Below are 23,843 nucleotides of genomic sequence, written 5' to 3' on the forward strand. Positions count from 1 at the left end.
ACATGAGGGAAGCTGCTCCTAGTACGAGAGGACCGGAGTGGACGGACCGCCGGTGTACCAGTTGTTTCGCCAGAAGCATAGCTGGGTAGCTGCGTCCGGAAGGGATAAACGCTGAAAGCATCTAAGCGTGAAGCCTGTCCCGAGATGAAGTATCTCATAGAGTTAATCTAGTAAGACTCCTTGAAGAAGACAAGGTAGATAGGTTGGGAGTGGAAGTGCCGTAAGGCATGCAGCGGACCAATACTAATAAGTCGAGGGCTTAACTTAAGCAGGGCGTTATGCTTGAAGGAGCAGAGCGACGCGCAAGCATTTACGCATCGCTTATGCAAAATTCACGAAGTGAATTTTACGTTCCTATAAAACTGAACGAGCATAGCAAGCCAGTCCTAAAATGGTCTGAATTACATTTTATCTTCTGTATAGTTTTGAGTGGACATGGTTCATTCAACTGAATATCCGGTGACGATGCCTGTATGGTTCCACCTGTTCCCATACCGAACACAGTAGTTAAGCATACAGAGGCCGAAAGTACTTGTCTGGAGACGGACTGGGAGGATAGGTAGTTGCCGGTTTTCATGGCGGCTTTGGTGAAGCGGTTAACACACTGGATTGTGGCTCCAGCATGCATGGGTTCGATCCCCATAAGTCGCCCCATTTTAACTATTAGGGGTATAGCTCAATTGGTAGAGCAACGGTCTCCAAAACCGTAGGTTGTGAGTTCGATTCTTACTGCCCCTGCCATATATATGGAGTGGTACTCAAGAGGCTGAAGAGGACGGTTTGCTAAATCGTTAGGCTGGGTAACCGGTGCGGAGGTTCGAATCCTCTCCACTCCGCCACTTGCAAATATAAGCTCTGACTGATGTCAGGGCTTTTTTTGTTATGTCTTGCCAGAAAATATCTGAAAATTATGGTTTATTTTTCAAATTGACAAGTGTCCCTTTCTTTGCTATCCTGTATTTCGTCATAATTCTTGTATAAGCCCATTGATACGGAATGGGTGTTTCTACCAGACAGCCGTAAACTGTCAAAGTCTATGAGGAGGCTAATTTCTTTATGCAAGCACAAACGGGTCAGCCGACCTTCCTGGAGCGCTTTTTCAAGCTCCGGGAGAAAAACACGACGGTCAAGACGGAGGTTCTTGCCGGCTTCACGACGTTCATCGCATTGGCGTACATCATGTTTGTCAATCCGAACATCCTGGCCGATGCAGGGGTACCGAAAGAGGCCGCAATCGCTTCGACGATATGGATTGCAGCACTTTCGACCATGGTCATGGGCGTGTTCGCTAATTATCCGGTAGCTTTGGCTCCGGGCATGGGACTCAATGCGTTCTTCGCTTACTATGTATGTGGCGTCCTGCATCTGCATTGGACGGTAGCTCTGGGCGCAGTTTTCTTCTCGGGTGTATTGTTCCTTATCCTGACCATCAGTCATATCCGTCAGGCCATCATCAATGCGGTTCCGCAGAATCTGCGCGTAGCAATCGGTGTTGGTATCGGTCTTTTCATCGCGTTCATCGGCCTCAAGGGGACGGGGCTCATCATCAGTGATCCGGCTACTTTCATCACGCTGGGACATGTCACGCAGCCGACGACAGCGCTGGCCCTGTTCGGTTTGATCTTCACCGGGGCATTGATGGCCCGCGAGGTCCAGGGATCAATCCTGCTGGGTATCGTTGCGACGACGTTGCTTTCGATGTGCCTGGGCTATTCGCCGGTGCCGCATTCGTTCACGGATGTCATCAGTACGTCGCTGCCGCATATGGGGGAGACATTCGGTAAGCTCGATATTGCTGGTGCATGGAACTATGGTATCGTATCCATCATCTTCACGTTCACCGTGGTTGAGTTGTTCGATAATATGGGTACGCTGATCGGTCTGACGGCAAAGGCCAAGATGGTCAAGCCAAATGGTGAGATTGAGAACATCGACCGTGCTCTGACGACAGATGCTGTTGGCACGATCTGCAGCTCGATCTTCGGTACGTCGACGGTCACTTCCTATATCGAGAGTGCTGCTGGTATTGCTGCTGGTGGCAAGACGGGGCTTACGGCGGTGACGGTGGCTATCCTGTTCTTGGTTTCGCTGCTGTTTGCACCGCTTATCGGTCTGGTTCCGGGATATGCGACGGCACCGTCGCTGATCCTGGTTGGTGCCCTGATGATGAGCGAGGTCGGCAAGGTGAATTTCGAGGATTTCACCGATGCACTGCCGGCATTCCTGACCATCATCATGATGCCGCTGACGTCATCCATTGCCAATGGTTTTGCTTTCGGCTTTATCAGCTTTGCGTTCATCAAGACGCTTGGCGGCAAGGCTCGTGAGGTGAGCCCCATCATGTGGCTCGTCAGCATCGCGTTCCTGATCAATCTGTTCATGCGCTCGTAACGAGAAACTACTATATAACAACAAGAGACATCACAGTTTTTGGCTGGATGTCTCTTGTTATTTTGGCGATAGTTTTCCTTGACATTGGGCAAGGGCTATGATAAACTTTTCTACTGTAGACGCAAGACGTGCGTCTTGATTGGGCTATAAGGCCCATCCCCAACCGCACAGCGGGGTTCCGTAAATCAGCTGTGTAACAGCTGTACCGCAGCTGGCGAGTAATCTATAGGGAGGTGTTTTCATGTACGCTATTATCAAAACTGGTGGCAAGCAGTACAAGGTTTCCGAGGGTGATGTTATCACGGTCGAGAAGCTGGCTGCAGCTGAAGGCGAGGCTGTTGTCTTTGACGAAGTCCTGACGGTTGTCAACGATGGTGATGTCAAGGTCGGCAAGCCGGTTGTCGCAGGTGCCAAAGTAACGGGTAAAGTCGAGGCTCAGGGCAAAGATAAGAAGATCCTTGTTTTCAAATACAAGGCTAAATCCAACTATCGCAAACGTCAGGGTCATCGTCAGCCGTTCACGAAGGTTGTTATCGAGAAAATCGAAGCTTAATCGATGATTGAGATTCGCATCTTTTCGCAAGCAGATGGGAAGATATCCGGTTTTTCGGTCACGGGCCATAGCGGCACGGCGGAGCGGGGACAGGATATTGTCTGTGCTGGTGTTTCCTCACTGACACAGACCGCTCTTTTGGGCATTATGGAGTACCTGCATCGCGAGGTCGATTACGACATAGCGAGTGGAAAGCTCACAGTGAGGCTCCAGAGCGCACCCGATGATCTCACAGAAGCTATTATGCAATCGATGCTTCTAGGACTGATGGAGATTCAGAAGCTCAGTCCGGAGGCTGTCCGTATCTCAAGGTAACGGAGGTGAATCTAATGTTCATTTTTGATTTGCAGCTGTTCGCTCACAAAAAGGGTGTCAGCTCCACGCGTAACGGCCGCGATAGCGAGTCCAAGCGCCTGGGCGTCAAGGAGCAGGCTGGCACGATCGTAACGGCTGGCAGCATCCTCGTCCGTCAGCGCGGTACGCACTTCCATCCGGGCCACAACGTCGGCATCGGTAAGGATGACACGCTGTTCGCGAAGGTAGCCGGTAAGGTTGCTTTCGAGCGTAAAGGCCGCTACAACCGTCAGGTTAGCGTCTACACGGCTGAAGAACAGGCTATGTAAGCCATGATATATACGGTACCTGCGCGCTTTTTTGAGCTGCGCAGGTATTGTTATATTGAACATATAGTAACGGCGTTAAGTTGCGTTGTGGTGCATAAAGGTAAGAGCCGGTATTGAACACAATGCCGGCTTTTACTTTTATTCATCACAGGGCAGAGAAAAGGTAAGGTTAAGGAGGATACTATGCAGTTTATCGATCGTACACGCGTCATCGTCAAGGCAGGCGATGGTGGTCACGGAAAATCGGCATTCCGGCGTGAAAAATTTGTGCCGAAGGGCGGCCCCTCTGGCGGTGACGGCGGCCGTGGCGGCGATGTCATCTTCGTCGTCGATCCCAATATGAATACCCTGCTGTATTTCCGCTTCCATCGGAAATTTGCGGCGAAGAACGGTGAGAACGGTGATATCAAGAACCAGTATGGTGCTAATGCGCCGGCCTGCTATGTCAACGTGCCGCCAGGGACGATCGTCAAGGACGAGGCAACCGGACAGGTATTGGCTGATCTTACGGAAATCGGCCAGCAGGCAGTTGTCTGCAAGGGAGGCCGTGGTGGCCGCGGCAATGCGAAGTTTGCCAATTCCGCCAACCGCACGCCGACTTTTGCTGAGTTCGGTGAGCCAGGAGAGGCCCGCAACCTGATCCTTGAGCTCAAGCTGCTGGCGGATGTCGGTCTGGTCGGCTACCCGAGCGTCGGCAAGTCGAGTCTGGTGGCCAGCTGCTCGGCAGCACGTCCAGAGATTGCGGAGTATCATTTCACGACGATCACACCGGTCCTCGGCGTCGTCAAGACGGATTATGAGAAGAGTTTTGTCATGGCAGATATTCCGGGACTAATCGAAGGCGCTGCTGACGGTGTGGGCCTGGGGCATGATTTCCTGCGCCACGTCGAGCGCACGAAGCTAATCTTACATATCGTCGATGCTTCGGGGCTGGAAGGACGCGATCCGGTGGATGATTATTACAAAATCAACACCGAGCTCAAGAAGTACAGCGAGAAGATCGCTCGCCGTACGCAGATCCTCGTTGCCAACAAGATCGATATTCCTGAGGCTCAGGAGAACCTGCCGCGCCTCAAGAAGCTGGCCGAGCAGGAAGGGCTGAAGTTCTTCGAGATTTCGGCAGCGACGCGCCAGGGGGTCAGCGACCTCATCAGCTACGTCGGCGAGTGGCTTGACAATTATGTGGAGGAGCCGGAAACGGAAGAGGAAGTCAAGGTCTATGATGAGAATGAGGAGGATCCCGAGAAGGTCACGATCTCGCGCGATATCAGCGGTGACTTTGTCGTCTCGGGCAAATCCTTGGAGAAACTCGTGGCGATGACGAACTTCCTCAACGATGAGGCAGTGCGCCGCTTCCAGTATATCTGGCGCATCAAGGGCATCGACGCAAAACTCAAGGCTAAGGGCATCAAAGAGGGCGATACGGTGCATATCGGTTCGATGGAATTTGAATTCCGCGAATAAATCATTATATAGGAGGAAATAGATTGCTTAGAAATTCATTGACTGGCAAGCAGAAGAGTTTTTTGCGCTCGCTGGGCCAGAAACTCGAACCCGTTGTCATGATGGGCAAGGAAGGCGTCACGCCGACTGTGGTTGAGGCTGCTCGTGAAGCCATCAAGAAGCGTGAACTTATCAAGGTCCGCGTCCTGCAGAACTGCATGGAGGAGCCGGAAGACGCAATCACGATGCTGGCAGAGCGTGCGGATGTGAATCTTGTGCAGATCATTGGCCGCAATGGTCTGTTGTATAAACGTAATTTTGACAAGCCGAAAATCGAACTGCCGTAAAACGGGGGCGATCCTATGAACGCAAGAGAGCGGCTGCGCGATGCCAAGCGCATTGTCGTCAAGGTAGGGACGAGCACGCTGGCCCATGAGACTGGCAAGCTCGATCTTCACCGCATCGATCATCTGATCCGCGAACTCGCGGATCTCCGGAACCAAGGCAAGGAAATGGTACTCGTGTCGTCGGGGGCGATTGCTGCCGGCCTCGGGAAACTGGGATTAGCGAAGAAGCCGGACTCCATTCCGGAGAAGCAGGCCATCGCGGCTATTGGCCAAGGTGTGCTCATGCATATCTATGAAAAATTCTTTGCCGAGTATGGGCAGATCATGGGGCAGGTCCTGCTGACCAAAGAAAATTCGGTCCGTCATAACCAGTACATCCATTCCCGCGATTCCCTGCTGGCACAGCTGGCCATGGGGGCGATACCGGTCATCAATGAGAATGATGCCGTCGCTGTCGACGAAATAAAGATAGGCGACAATGACAATCTTTCCGCCATGGTGGCAACCCTGGTAGATGCCGATGCGCTCATTATCTTATCGGATATCGAAGGGCTCTATACGGCGAATCCGTCCACGCATCCGGAGGCAGAGCTGATCTCTGAGATCCCTGAGATCACGCCGGAAATCGAGAAGATCGCTGGCGGGGCAGGCTCGAAGCTTGGTACTGGCGGCATGATGACGAAAATCCAGGCGGCGCAGGTGGCAATGAGTGCTGGCGTGACGATGGTCATTGCCTCGGGAGCCCGCGATGGCATCATCCGTGATGTCCTGGCTGGCAAAACGGTGGGGACAGTGTTTCCCGCACGCGAGTCGCATCTGCGGGTCCGCAAGAGCTGGCTGGCTTTTGGCAAGCGGCTGGCCGGCGAGCTGGTCGTCGATGACGGCTGTGCGGCGGCAATGCGCGAGAAGGGGTCAAGCCTGTTGGCCGCAGGTGTTGTGGCTTGTGATGGCGACTTTCATGAGGGCAATACGGTGCGCGTGCTCAACCTGCGGCAGCAGGAGATCGCTCGCGGTATCGTGAATTATAATGCCGAGACTTTGCAGAAACTGCTGGGCCATAAGACCGAGGAGTTCTCGCGTCTGATCGGTGGTGAGGGGCCGGAGGAGGTCATTCATCGCGACAATATGGTTCTGATGGTCTGATTACCTGAGGAGGAATTTGGATGGATTTCGAAGCAGAGATGAAGAAGAAGGCCGAGGCTGCCCGTGCGGCAAGCCGCAAGCTCAGCGTTTTGCCGACTGGTGTCAAGAACAAGGCGCTGCTGGCCATGGCTGAGGCATTGGAGAAGCGCAGCTCCGTGATTCTGGCAGCGAATGAACAGGATCTGGAGGAAGCCCGGCAGAAAGGACTCAAGCGCTCCTATCTTGACCGGCTCATGCTCAATGAAAGCCGTATCAGCCAGATGGCCGAAGGGCTGCGCCAGACGGCACAGCTGCCGGATCCCATCAGTCAGGGCGATTATTCGGCGACGCGTCCTAATGGCTTGGAAATCCGCCGGATCCGGGTGCCGCTGGGCGTCATCGGCATCATCTATGAAGCACGGCCGAATGTGACGGCCGATGCGGCTGGTCTCTGCCTCAAATCGGGCAATGCTGTCATCCTGCGCGGCGGCTCCGAGGCTATCCGGTCCAATACGGCCATCAGTTCTCTGCTGGCAAAAGCCGCTTATGAGAATGGCATCCCTGAGGGAGCTTTGCAGTTTGTCGAGTTCACGGACCGTGCGGCTGTGGATGTCATGACGCATCTTTCCGGGCTGCTCGATGTCATCATTCCACGCGGCGGTGCTGGTCTTATCAAGCATATCGTCGCGAACAGCTCGGTGCCGGTCATCGAAACGGGAACCGGCGTCTGCCATACCTTTGTGGATGCATCGGCGGACCAGGCTATGGCCGTTGACATTGCGGTCAATGCCAAGACGTCGCATCCATCGGTCTGCAACGCCATGGAGACGCTGCTGGTGCATAAGGCCATTGCGGCGGACTTCCTGCCGCGGCTTGCGGCGGCTATGGCGGAAAAACACGTCGAGCTTCGTGGCTGTGAACAGGCCTGTGCCATCTGTCCGGCGATGATTCCGGCAACGGAGGAAGACTGGTCGGCGGAATACGGCGACCTCATCTTGTCCGTCAAGGTAGTGGAGGATATCCAGGCAGCCATCAGTCATATCAATCGTTATAATACCGGCCATTCGGAGGCTATCGTTACGACAGATATCCGCAATGCGCACCGCTTCCAGCGTGAAGTGGATGCCGCTGCAGTGTATGTCAACGCATCGACGCGTTTCACCGATGGCTTTGAATTCGGCTTTGGCGCTGAAATCGGCATCAGCACGCAGAAGCTGCATGCACGTGGGCCCATGGGGCTCATGGAGCTTACGAGTACGAAGTATCTGATCTATGGTGAGGGGCAGGTTCGCGGATGAACTGGCTGACTGGTTATGGCCGGACCATCCGCCAGTATCTGGCGACGCCCAAGGGGCGTCATGATGCCAAGGACTATGGACGGGCGATCCTCATCATCCTGCTGACGATGCTGGCAGGATTGGCCTTGCTGGCCAGTTGGGAAGGAGGCGCATTGCTGCCATGACGGAAACAAGACAACTGCGGATCGGCATCATGGGCGGTACCTTCGATCCGATACATATTGCCCATCTGGCAATCGCTGAGGCTGTACGTGAAGAATTCAGCCTGGATCTCGTGCTGTTCATCCCTGCGGCCAATCCGCCGCACAAGCAGGGGCGCAAGGTGGAGCCAGCCTATCATCGCCTGATGATGACCCAGCTGGCGACCTCGTCCAATCCGTTCTTCCATGTATCCAAGCAGGAGCTGGAACGGACGGGGCCATCGTATTCGCTCCTGACGGTACGGGAAGTGCAGCAAAGGTATGGCGAGGCCGCGGAACTCTATTTCATCACGGGCTCGGATACCATCAATGAGCTGCACACCTGGTATCATATCGAGGAATTGCTGCGCGAATGCCATTTCGTGGGGACCACCAGACCAGGGGCTCCTGTCGACGAGGACGCTTTGGTCCGGCAGTTCGGAGCCTTGGCCCGTGAGAAGATCCACTTCCTGGCCGTACCAGAACTGGAAATCTCTTCCACGGTGGTCAGGGCACGCGTGAGGGCAGGCAAGAGCATCAAGTATCTGGTGCCGCCTGCTGTGGAAGCGTATATCAAAAAAGAAGGGTTGTATTCATGAGTTTTGGCATGAGCTATGAGGCCATGGAAGCTGAACTGGCGAGCCGGCTGAAGGACAGCCGTTTCCGTCATTGCCTTGGGGTAGCCGAGACGGCGGTTTTTCTGGCGCACCGCTTTGGTGCCGATGAGAAGCGGGCACGCGTGGCCGGCTTGCTGCATGACTGTGCGCGTGAGTACCGCAATGAGGAAATGCTGGCGGAGGCGCAGCGCCGCGGGATAGCAATCGGCGAAGTGGAGCGGGCGATGCCCCTCCTGCTGCATGCGTATATCGGTGCAAGGCGTGTGCGGGAGATCTATCACGTGGATGATGCCATGGTAGAGCAAGCCATCTGGCGTCACACCGTCGGTGGCACTGGCATGACGGATCTCGACAAGATCATCTGGTTTGCAGATATGGTCGAGCCGGGGCGCGATTATCCAGGTGTCGAGGAACTGCGCCGGCTGGCAAAGACAGCCAGCCTCGATGATATGGTCCTTGAAGGCTTGAGCCAGTCGATCCGTTTCGTTGTAGCGAAGGGCCATCTGATCCATCCCGATACCGTGCTGGCGCGCAACGAGCTGCTATTGAAGAAGAACGGCAGAAATGAACCATAAGAGCAATAAAGAAGGTGCGCCAATGGGAAATGAACAGCAGAATATCACCCGCGAGAATATCATGCGGAAACGGCAGCTGCGGGCAAGACGCCGCCGCCGGGCATTGGCCAGGCTTTTTTTCCTGCTGATATTCTTGGGGGCTGTGATAGCTGGTGTGCTGTTCCTTGGGTATACACTGGTCTCCTGGGGCAGCAATATCTATCACGAATATCAGGCCATGTACAATGGCTACACGGAACGCCAGCAGGCAAGGCGCGGCACCATCGACCCCAAGTTTGATGGCTACACGAACATCCTGGTCATGGGGCTGGACGAAGGTGCTGATGAGACGGCAGGCACGGAGAAGCGTGCCGATACGATCCTGGTGGTCAGCCTCGAGAATGAGACGGGCAAAGTGCGGTTCATCAATATCCCGCGGGACACCTGGGTGAACCTGCCGGAGGGAGGTTCGGCGACGAAGCTCAAGAGCGTCTATGCACTGGGCGGGGCGCCGATGATGGTACGCCAGGTCAGTTCGCTCCTGGGCATATCCATCCATCAGTATGTGGCCTTGGACATGGCGGCCTTTGCGGATCTCATCGATGCGCTGGGCGGCATCGATATCTATGTCGAGGGGGATATGCAGTACGAGGACCCCGAGGCGGATCTGTCGATCCAGCTCAAACAGGGCTATCAGCATCTGAATGGCCAGCAGGCCCAGCAGTATATCCGGTTCCGCAGCTCGGAACTCGGCGATGTCGGCCGCGTGCAGCGCCAGCAGCGTTTTGTGAAGGCTCTTTACCAGAAGCTGCTGCAGTTTGAGACGGTGCCGAAATTACCGGCTGTGGCAGATATCTTCAAGCAGCGCGTCGATACGAGCGCAGAAATCTTTGATTCTGCGCATCTGGCCAACGTCCTGCGCAGCATGAGCAGCGATACGCCAGTGAGTGTCATGCTGCCGGGGTCCGTGGCCCAGGAGGATGAATCGATTTGGGTGCCGGATGAAGCCGGAATCCAAAAACGCATGCAGGAACTCTTTCCTGCCGATACATGGAATAAACCAGAGGAGGAATAAAATTGATGATACAGGGAATGACGGAGGCCATCTGCAAGGCGGCCAGTGACAAGAAGGCACGCGATATCGTAGTGATGGATATGCAGGGGCTCATGTCCTCGACGGATTACTTCGTGATCTGCTCGGCGAATACGGCTACGCAGGTCCGGGCAATCGCAGATAATATCGAAGAGGCTATGGATGAGGCAGGCATCGCCTTCAACCACAAAGAAGGTTATCGCGAAGGTGAATGGGTGCTGCTGGACTATGGTGATGTAGTCGCGCATATCTTCATGCAGGAGGCCCGCGAGTACTATGCGTTGGAGCGTCTCTGGGGCGATGCAGAGCTGACCCCGTACGAAGACTGATTGAGGTCGGAGATGGAAGAGAGAAAAAAGAGAAAATACGGGCCGAGTACGGTCGCGACACTCAAGGTAGCACGTATCGGTGAGATGGGGGCCTTCCTAGATGCGGAAACCGGCAACACGTCGGACGATATCCTGCTGCATAAGACACAGCAGACCGGGCCGGTGGCCGTTGGCGACGAAGTCACGGTATTCCTGTACCTTGACCCGAAGCGCCGGCTGACGGCAAGCATGCGTGTACCGCGCATGAAAGAAGGACAGATCGCCCGCCTCAAGGTCATCAATACGAGCCGGGACGGAGCTTTCCTGGACGTTGGTGCCGAGCGCGGCATCTTCATGCCGTATGCAGGCATGCGCGGGCGGCCCCAGGTCGGTGAGGTGGTATGGGCGAAGCTCTACACCGACAAATCCGGCCGTCTGGCGGTCACGATGGAAGTCGAGGATGAGATGCGCCGCGCCTCGCAGCCGGCGACGAATGTCCGCGTAGGCGATGCGGTCACTGGTGCCATATACAACTACACCGATAGCGGAGCCTTCTTGTTCAGCAACGAACGCTATATCGTGTTCATCGACAACAAAGAGATGAAGACGCGGCCGCGTGTCGGCGAAGTCGTGACGGCGCGGGTGACGTATGTACGTCCGGATGGGCGGCTCAATGCCTCCCTGCGTGAGGTTAAGGAAAAGGCCTTGCTTACGGACTCGCAGCGCATCCTGGAGCTCTTGGCGAGCCGCAATGGCAAGATGCCGTACAGCGATGAATCGTCGCCGGAGGTCATCCGTGACAAGTTCCAGATCTCAAAGGCAGCATTCAAGCGGGCCTTGGGACATCTCTTGCGCGAGGGCCGTGTCGTGGAGAAAGATGGCTGGACCTATCTGAAAGAAAAATGATGGTGCCGGTGGACTTTTTTCAGGAAAGCAGAAGGAATTTGTTGCTTTAAGGCGAATAGAAACATCATAGATGAAATATAAAATGGGATAATACGAATCCGAGTATGGGGGCGAATTGAATGGCAGCAGAAACGAGTGGAGATAAAAAAGGGATCCTGCTTGAGACAGGCACGAATGAGTTTGAGATTGTTGAGTTCAGCATTGGCCATGTGAATTATGGTATCAATGTAGCGAAGGTTCGCGAAGTCATCACGCGCACGCCGGTGACGACTATGCCGCAGGCGCATCCGTATATCGATGGACTGTTCACGCTGCGTGGCAAGGCGATTCCGTTGGTCAACCTGCCGCGCTGCCTGAATGTGCAGACGGGGACGGAGCCGAAGAACATCATTGTAACGGAAATCAATAATTACAATATCGGCTTCTTGGTTGAGAATGTTTCGCGTATCCATCGTATTTCCTGGAAGGATATGGAGCCGGCGCCGGAGGTCGGTGACCAGTCGCGAGTAGTCGGCATCGTCAAGATGAAGGACCGCATCGTGCTCTTGCTTGACTTTGAGACGATCATTGCGGAGATCAATCCGGAAATCAATGCGAAGCTGACCACCTATGAAGAGGCAACTGAGGACGTAAAGGTCAAGCGCTCCAATGTGCATGTTGTTGTGGCAGAGGATTCGCCGATGTTGCGCGACCTTCTGGTCACGACGCTGCATGAGTCGGGGTATCGCTTTGTCCGCGACTTCGGCAATGGCCAGGATGCCTGGGATTATCTGCGGGGCCTGGCTGAACGTGAGGGCAAGATCGAGGATCATGTCGGCGTCATCGTATCCGATGTCGAGATGCCGAAGATGGATGGACATCGACTGCTGAAGCTGGTCCGTGAAGACGAGCGTCTGCAGAGTGTGCCGCTCGTACTCTTCTCGTCGCTGATCAGTGACGAGATGCGTCTCAAGGGCGAGCAGCTCGGTGCATCGGGACAGATTGCGAAGCCGGAGATCAACCAGCTTATCGGTCTGCTCGATAACCTCATCTTCGGGACGCCGCTCCATAAAGACCATCCGGATGCATAAGCCAGCTGGAAACAAGAGATTCTGTGGGACTGCCGCTGAGTTGCGGCGGTCCTTTTCTTATGATAGAATGGTACTGATTAGTATTAAGTGGGAGAGGTATCATCCATGAGAAGGTATACATCTCTTCTGTTGACGTCGTTCCTGCTCCTCTTAGTCGTGGTAGCAGGGTCTGCGTATCTGGCCGGAGCTGGCCATGATGAGCAGCAGCGGCCAAGACAGGAGATCACTGTCTATACGACGCTGCCAGCTGAGCATGTGACCATCCTGACGGCGGCGTATGAGAAGCAGCATGGTGTGCGTGTGAACTTTGTGCCGCTGCCAGCTGAGAAGCTCTTGAACCGTTTGCAGGAGCAGGCGTACAGCGGCAAGGATGGCGAGGCCGCCATGGTGCTGGCTGACCGCGAGACACTGGCGAAGGCTGCGGCTGCTGGCTATCTGGTACCGTATCTGTCCGAGGCTGGCGATCAGGTCCAGGAAGATTTTCGTGAGGAAAACGGCTACTGGGTAGGCGTTTGGTACGATCCGATCGTCTTCTGTGTCAACAAGGATTATCTGAAGACGCAGGCGCATATCCCCGATACTTGGCAGGATCTGGCCAAGCAGAAGAAGGTGCGCATCGGCGTTACGGATTTTTTGGCGGCTGACGCCTCCGCGAACCTGCTCATCAGCATGATCGCGCAGTTCGGCGATGCAGCTGCCTATGACATCTGGCGGCAGCTTCATCCCAAGGTCGTGCAATATGCACGGTATCTGTCCACCCCGGTCCGCCAGGCGGGGATGGGCGAAGTGGATATTGCCGTGGCCGTGGAGAGTGAGACGATCCGCTACATGCAGGACGGCTATCCGCTGCAGGTCGTATATCCAGCCGATGGCACGGCAGCAATCGTGACGGGAACCGGTATGGCGTACCGGGCTGAGCCGAAGGCCCAGCGGGCCGCCAAGGAGTTCGCGGACTGGCTGCTGGGGGATGATGCGCAGCTGGCATTGCAGGAGCGGAGCTTCTATTTCGTGCCGACTAATCCGGGAACGCTGGCTTACAAGATGTTTGCTGGCAAGAATCTGGTGCTGTTCAATCAGCCAGCCAGTTACACGGCACAGCAGAAGCATGATTTTCTTGACCGGTGGGTCAAAGAAGTCCGCTTCAAATAACAGGGATTTGTGATATGAGGGGACAGAGGATACCGCCTGCTGTTGCAGGTTGTATCCTCTGTATCTTCTTGTAACCATTTGCTTTGTGCAGCATGGCAGGAGAGTTTTCCGATTCATATAGGAGGTTTAAAGTGAAAGCAGGTTTTATCAGTCTTGGCTGTTCCAAGAATCTTGTCGATACGGAGGTCATGCTTGGTGAGCTTACAGCGCATGGCATCGAGATAACGCCGGAGCCGGCAGAGGCCGACATCCTCATCGTCAATACGTGTGCTTTTATCCAGTCCGCCAAGGAGGAGTCCATCACGACTGTCCTCAACATGGCGGACTACAAGGAGACGGGGCGCTGTCGCAGCCTGATCGTTGCTGGCTGCCTGGGGCAGCGCTACAAGCAGGAGCTGCTGGATGAGCTGCCAGAGGCCGATGCCATCCTTGGCACCGGCGCCTGGGGCCGTATCATGGAGGCCGTCGAGGAGACGCTCAAGGGCCATCGTGTCGTCATTGCTGGTGAGGATGATACGCTCTATGATGAGAAGACGCCGCGCATCACGACGACGCCGGATTACACGGCGTATGTCAAGATTGCCGAGGGCTGCGACAACCGTTGCGCGTTCTGCGCCATCCCGCAGATCCGCGGCCGTTTCCGCAGCCGCCGCATGGAGGATATCTGTGCGGAAATCGAGCGCCTGACCGAAAAGGGCGTGCGTGAGGTCGTGCTGATCGCGCAGGACAGCACGCTCTACGGCAAGGACATCTATGGCAAGCCGGTGCTGGCTGAGCTTCTGCGGAATATCTGCAAGGTGCCGAAACTCAAATGGGTGCGTACGCTCTACTGCTATCCGAAGTTCTTCACCGACGAACTCATCGATGTCTATGCCAATGAGCCCAAGGTCTGCAAATATGTAGACCTGCCGTTGCAGCATGCGGATAACGATGTGCTGCGTTCGATGCACCGCCCCGATACCCGTGAGGATATGGTGGCACTTCTGGATAAGCTGCGTGCGCGGATTCCGGGGGTCACGATCCGTTCGACGTTCATTGTCGGCTTCCCTGGCGAGACCGATGCGCAGTATCAGACGCTGCGCAAGTTCCTGGAGGAACAGCGGCTCGATCGTGTCGGCGTATTCACGTATTCGCGTGAGGAAGATACGGCCGCCTATGACATGCCCAACCAGGTTTCTGAGGAAGTCATGCAGGAGCGCTATCATGATCTTATGAGCCTGCAGAGCAAGATTTCGGAGGAGGTCAATCAGTCCTTTGAAGGCAAGGAGCTGGAGGTGCTGGTCGAGGGCCGTGATGAGGAGCAGCCGAATATCTGCGTGGGCCGCTCGTACCGCGAGGCACCGGAGGTCGATGGACAGGTCTATGTCGAGAACGATACGGACAGCAAGCCGGGCGACATCATCAAGGTCAGGGTCCTGCAGGGCTTCACGTATGATGTAGTCGGCGAGAAGCTGGCAGACTGACGAGGCGGATCATGAAGAGCATGGAAGAGGTTGTAGGAGATCTGCTGGCCAGCCAGCAGAAGACTATCGCTTGTGCTGAGTCGTGCACCGGGGGGCTGCTGACGAGCCGGCTGACCGATATCCCGGGAAGCTCGGCCTATGTCATGGGCTCTGTGGTCTGCTATACGAATAAGGTCAAGGAGCAGCTGGCTGGCGTGCAGCCGGAGACGATTGCTGCCTATACGGAGGTGTCAGCCGAAACTGCCGGCGAGATGGCGCAGGGCATCCGCCAGCGCATCGGTACCGACATCGGTGTAGGCATCACGGGGCTGGCTGGTCCTGGCGGTGGCAGCAATGGCCAGCCGGTGGGGCTGGTGTACATCGCTGTGGCTGGCGCACGGGGCACAACGATCCGCGAGCACCACTTCCGTGGCGACCGCAAGGAAATCAAACAGAAAAGTGCAGAGACAGCTCTGCAGATGATACACGATTATCTATCAGGAGGAACTTTTTGAAACACGAAATGAAAAAATTTGGCGAGATCGATTTGAGCCGCAAGATCCTGCAGGCCGTGACAGAGATGGGCTTTGAGGAGCCGTCGCCTATCCAGGCGCAGACGATTCCGTTGGCCCTGGAGGGCCATGATGTCATCGGCCAGGCACAGACCGGTACGGGCAAGACAGCAGCCTTTGGCATCCCGACGGTGGAAAAGACTGCCGAGAAGTCGCGCCATATCCAGGCGCTGGTGCTGACGCCGACCCGTGAACTGGCTATCCAGACAGCCGAGGAACTCAACAAAATCGGCAAGTTCAAGCGCGTGCGTACGCTGCCGGTCTACGGCGGCCAGTCGATTGAGCGCCAGATCCGGGCACTGGGACGTGGGGTGCAGATCATCGTCGGCACGCCGGGACGTCTGCTCGATCATCTGCATCGCGGGACGATCAAGCTCGAGCATGTACAGACGCTGGTGCTTGATGAGGCTGATGAGATGCTCGATATGGGCTTCATCGACGATATTGAAAGCATCCTGGAGATGATACCGGCTGAGCGCCAGACCTTGCTGTTCTCGGCCACGATGCCAGCGCCCATCGAAAAGCTCTCGCTGCGCTATATGGATCATCCACAGCGCGTGACGATCACGCGGGAGAATCTGACTGTGCCGCTCATCGATCAGGTCTACTATGAGACGCGCCAGAAATTCGAAGGCCTTTGCCGTGTGCTCGATGTCGAAGAGACTGGCAAGCTCATCATTTTCTGCCGGACGAAGCGTGCTGTCGATGACCTTTCTGCGTCCCTCGATGCGCGTGGCTATTCGGCGGGCGGCCTGCATGGCGATCTGTCGCAGATCCAGCGCGACCGTGTGATGAAGAAGTTCCGTGAGGGGCGCATCGATGTGCTGATTGCGACCGATGTAGCGGCGCGCGGTATCGATATCGATGATATCACGCATGTCATCAACTACGATATCCCGCAGGACCATGAGTCCTATGTCCACCGCATCGGCCGCACGGGCCGTGCGGGCCGTACGGGTGTAGCGATGACGTTCATCGAGCCGAAGGAGTATCGCCAGCTGCGTCTCATCATGAAGCTGGCACATACGAAGATCCAGCGTCGCGAGCTGCCGACGGCTTCGGATATCCTCGAGCGGCAGAAGGACCTCGTCCAGGAGCGGCTGATCAAGACTCTGCAGCAGAATCATTACGACGATTACCATACCATCATTTCGGATGTGGTTGCGGAGGGCTTCGATCTTGTCGATATCGCTGCTGCAGCTCTCAAGCTCTCCCTTGAAGGCTACCAAGAGGAGCCGAAGAGTGCAGCCGACAGCTTCGGGGATACGGGCGGTGCACCGGGCATGGTGCGCCTGTTCCTCAACATCGGCCGCAATCAAAAGATACGTCCGTCCGACATTGTCCGGGCGATTGCCGGTGAGGCAGATATCCCGGGCGATACGATCGGCGTCATCAATATCTATGACCGGTTCACCTTTGTGGAAGTACCAGAGGATGTGGCGGAGCGTGTCATGAATATCATGCACCGCAATACGGTCAAGGGTTATAAGGTTAATGTAGAGCCAGCACGCAAGCGCTGAAGCTCGGTTGATTAGGAAAGAAGGTATCCTGATGAATTGGAACAAGAACATGGCAATGGGCGTTATGGCGGCAATCCTGCTTGGAAGTGCTGCTCCGGCAACGGTTTTCGCAGCTGAGCCGGCTCCGGCAGCTGAGACGGCTCAGGCGCAGCCGGCAAAGCTTGGCTATACTTACACGAGCAAGGAGTATGGTTTTACCATCCAGTGCCCGCAGCGTCCGAATGTTATCCCCGCTAGCCTGCTTTATGAGGGCAAGAAAGGCGAAGTGCTTGTCTTTGACAACGATGGGTACAACATCAAGAATGCCTGGGTTGTCCTGATGGATGCCTTTGATGGGAAGAAGACGCCGGACTTCAACAAGATTAACGAAGAAGAGGCCAAGAAATATCTCAATGACCTGATGAACAGCAATGGTTATGAAGGCATCATGCTGGTGAATCTCAGCGCGACGAACAAGGCGGTCTATGCGGTAACGGCAAAAGAGATCGAGGTCGATACCAATGGGGATGGCAAGTTCGATGCCAAGGCCACGGCTGACACGCAGATGGCAGTGACCTTTTTCCGTGGGGCGAAGGGTGGCTGCTATTCGCTGCAGCTGATCGATAATCCTGTGCTGCGTGACAGTGCCATCAAGCTGTTCCAACAGGGTGTGGCAAGTTTCCAGGAGAAATAAAGCAGGATTTTCCTGTGTGGTGCAGAATTACATATAATGATATGTGATTGCAGCTAAGAATACATTGGGGGATTGCGGGATGAAGCGTAGCAAGAAACAAGGGGTGGCCTTGGCGGCTGCCGCTTTGCTGATGGTGCAGAGCATGGGGATTGCCAGTGCCGGAATGGGCGAGGTAGATTATAGCGGGTTGCCGGGCAGGAATGCAAGGCTGCATTGGGATGCCGTCGGAACGGCACCGAAAGCTGATGCTGAGGCCGGCAAGGCAGCAGCCACGCAGGCACCGAAGGCTGTGCCTATCATCATCACGGCCGCAGACATCGATGCGCAGAAGAAGGCAGGGAAAAAATCTCCGGCAGAAGTCCAGCCGGCAGTATTGCCGCAGCCTCCTGTTGCTCCGCCTGCGCCAGCTGTCCAGCCGCAGCCGGCTCCGGTTGTGGCTCCGGCAAAAGCGGCGCTGCCCGCAGGAAATGTCGTGGAACTGCCGCCAATCCAGGCGGTGGAGGTCAAGCTGCCAGCTGTGGCAAGACCAGCCGCGGCAAAGCCTGTGGTGGAGCTTCCGCCTATCGAGAAGGTGCCTGCGGCAGCGGCCAGCAAGGCACAGACGGTAGAGCTGCCGCCAATCCAGCCAGTAAAATAGACGAAAAGACGCGCAACCAGCGAAGGAGCTGGCTGCGCGTCTTTTGTTTGGCAACGACACAACAAAAAAACCGCTATCCTAACAGATAGCGGTGAAATATGCAATGGCAGGGGTAGCTGGACTCGAACCAACGCATGCGGGATTCAGAGACCCGTGCCTTACCAACTTGGCGATACCCCTGTAAGGTTTCTGACTCAGTGAGCCATCGACATTTATATATTATATAGAGATGGTAGGGAGATGTCAAGAACTTTTTTTGCTAATCATTTAATTTTTCCGGTTGGGAGCATGGCAAAATAGGGAGTGGCCTGCAGCCAGATCTCGAAGGTGCGCGGCCAGGGATAGCTGAGGTCGACGGTCATGTCTTGTAGCAGCAGGGAGAACTGGCCATAGGGCGAGTGGAAGGTCACAGGCTGGCGGAAGGCGCGGGTATTCTTGTAGGCTGCCAGATGATCTTTCATGGCACGCTGCAGCATGCGGTTGGCCCAGCGATGGTTGTGTTCAAGGTCGAGGTCGGCGGTGTTGGTGTAGCCGGCCTTCTGGAGCTCCAGGTTGATGAGGTCAATGTCCTCTTTCAGATAGAAGTAATCTTCGAGCAGCCGATCCTGCAGGAAGGTGATATTGGCTGCTGTCAGGCCAATCGTTTCCTCAAGGCTGGCAGCCTGCTGGCGGGAAACCTCGTAAAGGCTGGCCTGAGCCAGCGCGGTGCCGATACTGTTGCTCGTAGTGTTCCAGCCAGCATAGGCGATAAGCGTATTCACGGGATAATCGCTATTGAGCAGCAAAGGCAGGACGGTTTCCTGGGCCGTGAAATGCTTGCTGAGGTCGACGAGGGCGACGGGGTGGTTGTTTTCGCGCGCCGTTTGCAGATACGCTGCCGTCTGCTGGCGGCTGGCTAAGTCATCTTCATCGCTATTGCAGGTGGAGACAAGCAGTGTGAAATCGGCCTCGCCGGGGGTGTCACTTTCCTGGCCGCCTAGCAGGGCAATCTTTTCGCGGACAGTCTCCGCGGTGCTGATCGCCATATAGGGCATGACGCGGTCCGGTGTGGCTGGCGAGTTGTAGTGCACGAAGATGCGCGGGCGGAAGCCTGCCTGCCGGTTTTTGATGGTGGTCAGCAGCGAGAGGGCGATCTCATCGGCGCCATGGGTCAAAAAGACTCTGTCCGCCGGAAGGTTTTGCTGGGCGATGTATTTCTTCAGCTCGTTCTTTTCGATGTTGGGGATGCTGAAGGGCTCGCCGTCGTCCTGTCCGAGGACGAGCTGGGCCAGGACACCTTCGTGTACCAGGCGGATCAGCGCTTCGTTGAGCTGCTTGTTCTCGGCAAAGTGCGCAAGGTAGCGCGTCATGCTTTCGGCGGGAATAGCCTGTTCAAGGCGGGAAAGCTCCTGCTCGTCGATGGGCAGGCCTTCTGCTTGCCGTCCTTTCAGCCGCGAGTAGGCCAACAGGTCTTTGCGTTCCTGATAGCCGTCGATGGTGTCTTGGGGCGTCTGGCGCGGCAGGATGCTGAAGGCGTAGAGGGGGATGTCGGGATGAGCAGTGTGGAGTCCGCGCAGGTATTGGAGCAGGCTATTGATTTCTGCGGGGGAGGCTTCCTTCTCACGGGCGGCCAGCAGCCCGCCGTAGAGAAGCTGGTCGATGGACAGGATGGCGGCCTGGCTGTTGCCGAGGTTCTGACTGAGCCATTGCCGCATGCCTTGCGTATCCCCGGGCTGTGAGTAATAGTCTTGTATGCTGGTGGGCGGTGCTTCGACGCGAGTGCCAGCGATGCGTCCTGCATCAATGACGAACTGGCGGCACGGGGGGCGTCCGTCGAGCGGGACGAGCAGTACCGTATCGGCCAGCGGCCGTTCAGGCGTGAGCGGTACTGCTGGCCGGGCAGGGCGTAGCATATGCCAGAGCCCGAGCATGAGGACGAGGATGATGAGCGGAATGATATAGTGATGACGTTGTTTCACGGTAAACTCCTATACAGTAAAGATTCTTTGCATATTATACCATACGGGCAGTTCACTATTTGAATAAAATATGGTAAAATGAATTTGTTTACTGTGAGGTAAATAACAGCACAGGATGGAGTGGATGATATGAGAATCATCACGGGGACAGCCCGGGGATGCCGATTGAAGACACCGAAAGGGCAGGACACGCGGCCCACAGCTGACCGCATCAAAGAGTCGCTGTTCAATATCCTGGGGCAGAAAGTACTGGATCGCAAGGTGCTGGATATTTTTGCCGGTACGGGCAATCTGGGCTTGGAAGCGTTGTCGCGTGGGGCGAAAAGTGGTATGCTCGTGGATAAGGCCACGGCTCAGCTCATGCAGGAAAACGCACGGTTGACACGGCTGCAGGATAAGGTTACGGTGCGCGGCGGCGATGTTTTTGCCGAGCTCGGCCAGCTGGACCGCAGCCAGCCAGATTTCGATCTGATTTTCTGCGATCCGCCCTACCACAAGGGGCTCTGGGAGCGGGCACTCAAGCAGATCGACCAGTCAGCGGGCATCATGGCACGCAATGGTATCCTGGTCGTCGAGCATGGTGCTGATGAGAATGATATTCCCGAGCTTGAGCACTTGATAGCAGTCATGAACCGGCGGTATGGACATACCACGCAGCTGACTTTTTTCCAGTGGCGGGCGTATGTCGAGGAGGTGGAGCTGTGACGCGGGCAGTGTGTTCCGGCAGTTTCGACCCGGTGACCAACGGTCATGTTGACGTCTTCGAGCGGGCCAGCAGGATGTTTGATGAGCTGATCATCTGTGTGTTCCAGAATGCCAGCAAAAAGGGATTCTTGCCGGTGGAGCAGCGGGTGGATCTGCTGCGTCAGGCGGTCAGCCATTTGGAGAACGTGCAGGTCATGTCATTCGCGGGGCTCATAACCGAGTTCATGCGCGCGCATGATGCACAGGTCATCGTCCGTGGCATCCGGTCGGTGAAAGACTTGGAATATGAAGAGAATGAAGCGTATATGATTCGTCATATCGCGCCAGAGATTGATACAGTGTTTCTGCTGACGCGGCCGGATTACTCCTATGTGAGTTCATCCGGTGTCCGGGAACTGTTCCGGTTCCATGGCAGTGTCCATGGGCTGGTTCCGGACTGCGTGGAGCAGGCGATGATAGAATTAGAGCAGAGAGAAAGGAAGTAAGCGGTATATGTCAGTACGCGATACCTTGGATAAACTCGAGAATATGGTGGTGGGAGCTTCGCATTTCCCGTTTACGGAGAAGACCCTGATCAATGATAATGAACTCATCCATTATGTAGATGAGCTGCGTAATGATCTGCCCAAAGAGCTCAACCGGGCCGATGAGATCATGCGCAATCGCGAGCAGATCCTGGAGGATGCACGCAAGGAGGCCGAGCAGATCAAGCGGGAGGCCAAGGAATATGCAGAGCGCATCACGGACGATAATGAGATCGTCCAGCAGGCCAAGGAAAAGGCCAAGACCATCCTGCAGCAGACGCAGCAGCAGGAGCGTGAGATCATGGAGCGCACGCAGCAGAATGCTACGCAGCTGCAGAATGATGCGGATGCTTATGCCAACCAGGTGTTTGAGCAGCTGATCGCCCATGTGACAGGAACCTTCCAGGGGGTACGCCAGGCTGAACAGGGCTTGCAGCAGGCACTCAATGTCCTGCAGCAGGCAAAGACGCAGATGAACCAGCAGGCTGCACGCCAGGCACAGCAGGCCGCTGCCGTGACGGCAGCACAGCTGGCCGAGCAGCAGGAAAACGAATAAGACAATATAAAAGGAAAGCAGCCTTGTCCACTGGACAAGGTTGCTTTCCTTTTATATTGTCCCTGCTTCAGCAGGATTGTGCCTGCCTGGTACGTAGCCGGGTCAAAAGCTCCTGCAACAGCTCCCATTCGCGGGGATTGAAGGCCGTGTGGATGGACAGGGAGAGATGTCCGGGGGGCTGGATGGGGGCTGGCAGATTGGTGATCAGCAGGTCATAGTCGACATGCGTAGAGACGAATTGCAGATGGAAGTCATCGCGGAACCGGGAGATGATTTCCTGCTTGATCTTTTCTTCATAGATCGGGCCATAGTCGGTCAGCAGGGCGAGATGGATGACCGGCTCGGCTGCTGCAAGGTCAAAGTATTGGCTGCAAAGCAGGATGTAATGGGGAAGCAGATAACAGGTATCGGTGAAGCAGCGGCCACAGGGATGGGGCGCGAGGGCTTCGTAGAGCTTCTGCATGTGGCGGGCGAAGCGGGGATATGTCGTCTGGTATGTCTTGAGGAAAGGATAGCGCTCCAGCAGGTCGGAACTGCCGCTCAGCAATGCGCCGTGGAAGTGCAGGCGGTGCAGCTTCTGGCGGAAGCTCGGGGCCCCCATGCCAATCCAGCTCGGGAAATAGCGGGCAAAGACGGCCATGAAGTGATCGGTGGCTGTGAGGGGCAGGCAGTCGAAGCCACGGGCATCGCGGGCGGCTGCAAACAGGCGTTGCTGCACATTGGCGCCAAAGGGGAAGGCATGCAGCAGATAGAAGACAAATTGGCATTCTGCGGTCAGGATGGGAAGGCGGAAGCGCTGGAAGAATCGTTCGATGGCGGGAAGGCAGGCGTGATACGCTTCATTGTCGAGGCCGAGCTCAGCGGGCAGAGGCGAAGACAGGCTATGGCGCAGGCTCATGCGGTGGACAATGATGGCGAGCCAATAGGAGAAGTGCTTGCGGTCGCTGATGGACATCGGAAAGTCGAGCGCGCCGAGGATATCTTCGATGGCATTCATGATGCGCTGGCGCGAGATATCAGGAAATGGCCAATCGTAGCCGCGGTAGATCTGCAGGTAGAAGTTATTGAAGAAATAGCGGAGCTGCATCTCATCGCCGGAAAGTTTCATATCGGCGGCATCAAGGGTCAGGGAGAAGGCTGCCACAGCATCACGCATCGGGGCAAGCGCACGGTACAGTGAAGCCTGGCTCAGATAGTGGGTCAGGCAGAATGACGTGGTCGTATCCACGGTTTCGAAGAACATGGCATGGAAAAAGGAATAGGTCAGCGACTCCTGGGCAAACTGTGTGTAGACCACATGGATGTTGAGCCAGGGAGCCCGGCTCAGACGGATGCCGAGGGCAGTATTGCGCTCGATGACAAAAGCCTGAGGGAAACGCTCCTCAAGATGCATCGTGAGGCTTTGCAGGTATTTATGGATGGTTCGCTCTGAGAGCTGGAGACCGGCTGCGAGTTCCTGGCAGGAAAAGCAACGGTCATCAGAATCGAGCAGGCTAAGCAGCGCGTATTCTTTTTGCAGGGATTTGTCGAGAATGGGGAGCAATGGATATCCTTCTTTCTGGCTTCGTTTTGTTTCGCAGTTTTTGCCGTATTTGACGGCAGG

The 23,843-nt window shown here is 55.7% G+C and carries 26 protein-coding genes, 4 tRNA genes, 2 rRNA genes and 1 riboswitch; of the genes, 29 read left to right on the forward strand and 3 right to left on the reverse strand.

The window, feature by feature from the left end; genetic code table 11:
- From BM181_RS09540 to BM181_RS09660, 26 genes are all read left to right on the forward strand, one after another.
- Positions 1 to 267: ribosomal RNA gene (locus tag BM181_RS09540) — 23S ribosomal RNA — on the forward strand; the annotation flags it as partial.
- A gap of 188 nt (positions 268 to 455) precedes the next feature.
- A 5S ribosomal RNA gene (gene rrf / locus BM181_RS09545) occupies positions 456 to 572 on the forward strand.
- A gap of 6 nt (positions 573 to 578) precedes the next feature.
- A tRNA-His gene (locus BM181_RS09550) sits at positions 579 to 654 on the forward strand.
- A gap of 11 nt (positions 655 to 665) precedes the next feature.
- Positions 666 to 741 (forward strand) — tRNA-Trp (locus tag BM181_RS09555).
- A 7-nt stretch (positions 742 to 748) separates the two neighbouring features.
- Positions 749 to 839, forward strand: a tRNA-Ser gene (locus BM181_RS09560).
- 114 nt (positions 840 to 953) lie between these two features.
- Positions 954 to 1,057: riboswitch (purine riboswitch) on the forward strand.
- On the forward strand, positions 1,057 to 2,391 hold the full coding sequence (locus BM181_RS09565; protein WP_075444399.1) for an NCS2 family permease: 1,335 nt from the start codon (positions 1,057 to 1,059) through the stop codon (positions 2,389 to 2,391). (Overlaps the previous riboswitch by 1 nt.)
- Before the next feature lie 241 nt (positions 2,392 to 2,632).
- Positions 2,633 to 2,944: a 50S ribosomal protein L21 gene (gene rplU, locus BM181_RS09570; protein WP_074515810.1), complete on the forward strand. Its 312-nt coding sequence runs from the start codon at positions 2,633 to 2,635 to the stop codon at positions 2,942 to 2,944.
- Between the two features lie 3 nt (positions 2,945 to 2,947).
- Positions 2,948 to 3,259, forward strand: coding sequence for a ribosomal-processing cysteine protease Prp (locus tag BM181_RS09575; protein ID WP_075444402.1), 312 nt, complete (start codon positions 2,948 to 2,950; stop codon positions 3,257 to 3,259).
- 14 nt (positions 3,260 to 3,273) lie between these two features.
- Complete coding sequence (gene rpmA / locus BM181_RS09580) at positions 3,274 to 3,567, forward strand: 50S ribosomal protein L27 (protein ID WP_075429921.1); 294 nt, start codon at positions 3,274 to 3,276, stop codon at positions 3,565 to 3,567.
- A 183-nt stretch (positions 3,568 to 3,750) separates the two neighbouring features.
- Positions 3,751 to 5,031 (forward strand): GTPase ObgE, encoded by a 1,281-nt coding sequence (gene obgE / locus BM181_RS09585; RefSeq protein WP_075444405.1) that lies wholly within the window; start codon positions 3,751 to 3,753, stop codon positions 5,029 to 5,031.
- 23 nt (positions 5,032 to 5,054) lie between these two features.
- Positions 5,055 to 5,357, forward strand: coding sequence for a ribosome assembly RNA-binding protein YhbY (gene yhbY / locus BM181_RS09590; RefSeq protein WP_075444408.1), 303 nt, complete (start codon positions 5,055 to 5,057; stop codon positions 5,355 to 5,357).
- A gap of 15 nt (positions 5,358 to 5,372) precedes the next feature.
- Positions 5,373 to 6,500: a glutamate 5-kinase gene (gene proB / locus BM181_RS09595; protein WP_075444411.1), complete on the forward strand. Its 1,128-nt coding sequence runs from the start codon at positions 5,373 to 5,375 to the stop codon at positions 6,498 to 6,500.
- Between the two features lie 20 nt (positions 6,501 to 6,520).
- A complete protein-coding gene (locus tag BM181_RS09600; protein ID WP_075444414.1) occupies positions 6,521 to 7,777 on the forward strand; it encodes a glutamate-5-semialdehyde dehydrogenase in 1,257 nt (418 codons plus the stop codon).
- Positions 7,774 to 7,941: a hypothetical protein gene (locus tag BM181_RS15315; protein WP_177207194.1), complete on the forward strand. Its 168-nt coding sequence runs from the start codon at positions 7,774 to 7,776 to the stop codon at positions 7,939 to 7,941. The genes BM181_RS09600 and BM181_RS15315 overlap by 4 nt, the downstream gene beginning before the upstream one ends.
- Positions 7,938 to 8,555 (forward strand): nicotinate-nucleotide adenylyltransferase, encoded by a 618-nt coding sequence (nadD, locus tag BM181_RS09605; protein WP_075444417.1) that lies wholly within the window; start codon positions 7,938 to 7,940, stop codon positions 8,553 to 8,555. Before BM181_RS15315 ends, nadD begins: the two co-directional genes overlap by 4 nt.
- Positions 8,552 to 9,148 carry a bis(5'-nucleosyl)-tetraphosphatase (symmetrical) YqeK gene (yqeK, locus tag BM181_RS09610; RefSeq protein ID WP_371263028.1) on the forward strand — a complete coding sequence of 199 codons (597 nt, stop codon included), beginning with the start codon at positions 8,552 to 8,554 and terminating at the stop codon, positions 9,146 to 9,148. The genes nadD and yqeK overlap by 4 nt, the downstream gene beginning before the upstream one ends.
- Positions 9,149 to 9,170: 22 nt before the next feature.
- Entirely contained in the window at positions 9,171 to 10,202 is a 1,032-nt protein-coding gene (locus BM181_RS09615) for an LCP family protein (RefSeq protein ID WP_143092158.1), read from the forward strand.
- Between the two features lie 5 nt (positions 10,203 to 10,207).
- On the forward strand, positions 10,208 to 10,549 hold the full coding sequence (gene rsfS / locus BM181_RS09620; RefSeq protein WP_371263029.1) for a ribosome silencing factor: 342 nt from the start codon (positions 10,208 to 10,210) through the stop codon (positions 10,547 to 10,549).
- A gap of 12 nt (positions 10,550 to 10,561) precedes the next feature.
- Positions 10,562 to 11,434, forward strand: a complete 873-nt coding sequence (locus BM181_RS09625; protein WP_075444423.1) for a CvfB family protein — start codon at positions 10,562 to 10,564, stop codon at positions 11,432 to 11,434.
- 119 nt (positions 11,435 to 11,553) lie between these two features.
- Positions 11,554 to 12,504: a chemotaxis protein gene (locus BM181_RS09630; protein ID WP_075444425.1), complete on the forward strand. Its 951-nt coding sequence runs from the start codon at positions 11,554 to 11,556 to the stop codon at positions 12,502 to 12,504.
- Between the two features lie 105 nt (positions 12,505 to 12,609).
- Positions 12,610 to 13,653, forward strand: a complete 1,044-nt coding sequence (locus BM181_RS09635; protein ID WP_075444427.1) for an ABC transporter substrate-binding protein — start codon at positions 12,610 to 12,612, stop codon at positions 13,651 to 13,653.
- A 131-nt stretch (positions 13,654 to 13,784) separates the two neighbouring features.
- Complete coding sequence (rimO, locus tag BM181_RS09640; RefSeq protein ID WP_075444429.1) at positions 13,785 to 15,116, forward strand: 30S ribosomal protein S12 methylthiotransferase RimO; 1,332 nt, start codon at positions 13,785 to 13,787, stop codon at positions 15,114 to 15,116.
- Positions 15,117 to 15,127: 11 nt separating this feature from the next.
- On the forward strand, positions 15,128 to 15,610 hold the full coding sequence (locus BM181_RS09645) for a CinA family protein (RefSeq protein ID WP_075444431.1): 483 nt from the start codon (positions 15,128 to 15,130) through the stop codon (positions 15,608 to 15,610).
- A gap of 8 nt (positions 15,611 to 15,618) precedes the next feature.
- On the forward strand, positions 15,619 to 17,187 hold the full coding sequence (locus BM181_RS09650; RefSeq protein ID WP_075444525.1) for a DEAD/DEAH box helicase: 1,569 nt from the start codon (positions 15,619 to 15,621) through the stop codon (positions 17,185 to 17,187).
- Positions 17,188 to 17,218: 31 nt separating this feature from the next.
- Positions 17,219 to 17,860, forward strand: coding sequence for a hypothetical protein (locus BM181_RS09655; RefSeq protein ID WP_143092159.1), 642 nt, complete (start codon positions 17,219 to 17,221; stop codon positions 17,858 to 17,860).
- A 79-nt stretch (positions 17,861 to 17,939) separates the two neighbouring features.
- Positions 17,940 to 18,497, forward strand: a complete 558-nt coding sequence (locus BM181_RS09660; protein WP_075444433.1) for a hypothetical protein — start codon at positions 17,940 to 17,942, stop codon at positions 18,495 to 18,497.
- A 104-nt stretch (positions 18,498 to 18,601) separates the two neighbouring features.
- Here BM181_RS09660 and BM181_RS09665 read toward each other — a convergent pair.
- Positions 18,602 to 18,677: transfer RNA gene (locus BM181_RS09665), tRNA-Gln, on the reverse strand.
- Between the two features lie 83 nt (positions 18,678 to 18,760).
- On the reverse strand, positions 18,761 to 20,407 hold the full coding sequence (locus tag BM181_RS09670; protein ID WP_082336259.1) for a DUF4127 family protein: 1,647 nt from the start codon (positions 20,405 to 20,407) through the stop codon (positions 18,761 to 18,763).
- A 177-nt stretch (positions 20,408 to 20,584) separates the two neighbouring features.
- On the opposite strand from BM181_RS09670, the gene rsmD reads away from it, so the two are divergent.
- Genes rsmD through BM181_RS09685 form a run of 3 tightly spaced genes read left to right on the forward strand, consistent with a single transcriptional unit; the run spans position 20,585 to position 22,240 of the window.
- A complete protein-coding gene (gene rsmD / locus BM181_RS09675) occupies positions 20,585 to 21,160 on the forward strand; it encodes a 16S rRNA (guanine(966)-N(2))-methyltransferase RsmD (protein ID WP_075444437.1) in 576 nt (191 codons plus the stop codon).
- Positions 21,157 to 21,645 carry a pantetheine-phosphate adenylyltransferase gene (gene coaD, locus BM181_RS09680; protein WP_075444439.1) on the forward strand — a complete coding sequence of 163 codons (489 nt, stop codon included), beginning with the start codon at positions 21,157 to 21,159 and terminating at the stop codon, positions 21,643 to 21,645. Before rsmD ends, coaD begins: the two co-directional genes overlap by 4 nt.
- Positions 21,646 to 21,652: 7 nt before the next feature.
- A complete protein-coding gene (locus tag BM181_RS09685; protein ID WP_075444441.1) occupies positions 21,653 to 22,240 on the forward strand; it encodes an ATPase in 588 nt (195 codons plus the stop codon).
- 67 nt (positions 22,241 to 22,307) lie between these two features.
- Here BM181_RS09685 and BM181_RS09690 read toward each other — a convergent pair whose 3' ends face one another.
- A complete protein-coding gene (locus BM181_RS09690; RefSeq protein WP_075444443.1) occupies positions 22,308 to 23,783 on the reverse strand; it encodes an AcpB/EbpR/MafR family transcriptional regulator in 1,476 nt (491 codons plus the stop codon).
- Between the last annotated feature and the right edge of the window lie 60 nt (positions 23,784 to 23,843).

The sequence above is a fragment of the Pseudoselenomonas ruminantium genome (genome assembly GCF_900113715.1).
GTDB classification, from domain to species: Bacteria; Bacillota; Negativicutes; order Selenomonadales; family Selenomonadaceae; genus Selenomonas_A; species Selenomonas_A caprae.

What these genes read in the sequence shown, in the direction of transcription:
- BM181_RS09685 (WP_075444441.1), top strand. Translation starts at nt 21,653, where the DNA reads ATGTCAGTACGCGATACCTTGGATAAACTCGAGAATATGGTGGTGGGA.
- proB (WP_075444411.1), top strand. Translation starts at nt 5,373, where the DNA reads ATGAACGCAAGAGAGCGGCTGCGCGATGCCAAGCGCATTGTCGTCAAG.
- rsfS (WP_371263029.1), top strand. Translation starts at nt 10,208, where the DNA reads ATGATACAGGGAATGACGGAGGCCATCTGCAAGGCGGCCAGTGACAAG.
- rpmA (WP_075429921.1), top strand. Translation starts at nt 3,274, where the DNA reads ATGTTCATTTTTGATTTGCAGCTGTTCGCTCACAAAAAGGGTGTCAGC.
- rplU (WP_074515810.1), top strand. Translation starts at nt 2,633, where the DNA reads ATGTACGCTATTATCAAAACTGGTGGCAAGCAGTACAAGGTTTCCGAG.
- BM181_RS09645 (WP_075444431.1), top strand. Translation starts at nt 15,128, where the DNA reads ATGAAGAGCATGGAAGAGGTTGTAGGAGATCTGCTGGCCAGCCAGCAG.
- BM181_RS15315 (WP_177207194.1), top strand. Translation starts at nt 7,774, where the DNA reads ATGAACTGGCTGACTGGTTATGGCCGGACCATCCGCCAGTATCTGGCG.
- rsmD (WP_075444437.1), top strand. Translation starts at nt 20,585, where the DNA reads ATGAGAATCATCACGGGGACAGCCCGGGGATGCCGATTGAAGACACCG.
- BM181_RS09575 (WP_075444402.1), top strand. Translation starts at nt 2,948, where the DNA reads ATGATTGAGATTCGCATCTTTTCGCAAGCAGATGGGAAGATATCCGGT.
- obgE (WP_075444405.1), top strand. Translation starts at nt 3,751, where the DNA reads ATGCAGTTTATCGATCGTACACGCGTCATCGTCAAGGCAGGCGATGGT.
- BM181_RS09660 (WP_075444433.1), top strand. Translation starts at nt 17,940, where the DNA reads ATGAAGCGTAGCAAGAAACAAGGGGTGGCCTTGGCGGCTGCCGCTTTG.
- BM181_RS09625 (WP_075444423.1), top strand. Translation starts at nt 10,562, where the DNA reads ATGGAAGAGAGAAAAAAGAGAAAATACGGGCCGAGTACGGTCGCGACA.
- BM181_RS09655 (WP_143092159.1), top strand. Translation starts at nt 17,219, where the DNA reads ATGAATTGGAACAAGAACATGGCAATGGGCGTTATGGCGGCAATCCTG.
- BM181_RS09650 (WP_075444525.1), top strand. Translation starts at nt 15,619, where the DNA reads ATGAAAAAATTTGGCGAGATCGATTTGAGCCGCAAGATCCTGCAGGCC.
- BM181_RS09565 (WP_075444399.1), top strand. Translation starts at nt 1,057, where the DNA reads ATGCAAGCACAAACGGGTCAGCCGACCTTCCTGGAGCGCTTTTTCAAG.
- BM181_RS09635 (WP_075444427.1), top strand. Translation starts at nt 12,610, where the DNA reads ATGAGAAGGTATACATCTCTTCTGTTGACGTCGTTCCTGCTCCTCTTA.
- BM181_RS09630 (WP_075444425.1), top strand. Translation starts at nt 11,554, where the DNA reads ATGGCAGCAGAAACGAGTGGAGATAAAAAAGGGATCCTGCTTGAGACA.
- BM181_RS09615 (WP_143092158.1), top strand. Translation starts at nt 9,171, where the DNA reads ATGGGAAATGAACAGCAGAATATCACCCGCGAGAATATCATGCGGAAA.
- yqeK (WP_371263028.1), top strand. Translation starts at nt 8,552, where the DNA reads ATGAGTTTTGGCATGAGCTATGAGGCCATGGAAGCTGAACTGGCGAGC.
- BM181_RS09670 (WP_082336259.1), bottom strand. Translation starts at nt 20,407, where the DNA reads ATGCTCGGGCTCTGGCATATGCTACGCCCTGCCCGGCCAGCAGTACCG.
- BM181_RS09600 (WP_075444414.1), top strand. Translation starts at nt 6,521, where the DNA reads ATGGATTTCGAAGCAGAGATGAAGAAGAAGGCCGAGGCTGCCCGTGCG.
- nadD (WP_075444417.1), top strand. Translation starts at nt 7,938, where the DNA reads ATGACGGAAACAAGACAACTGCGGATCGGCATCATGGGCGGTACCTTC.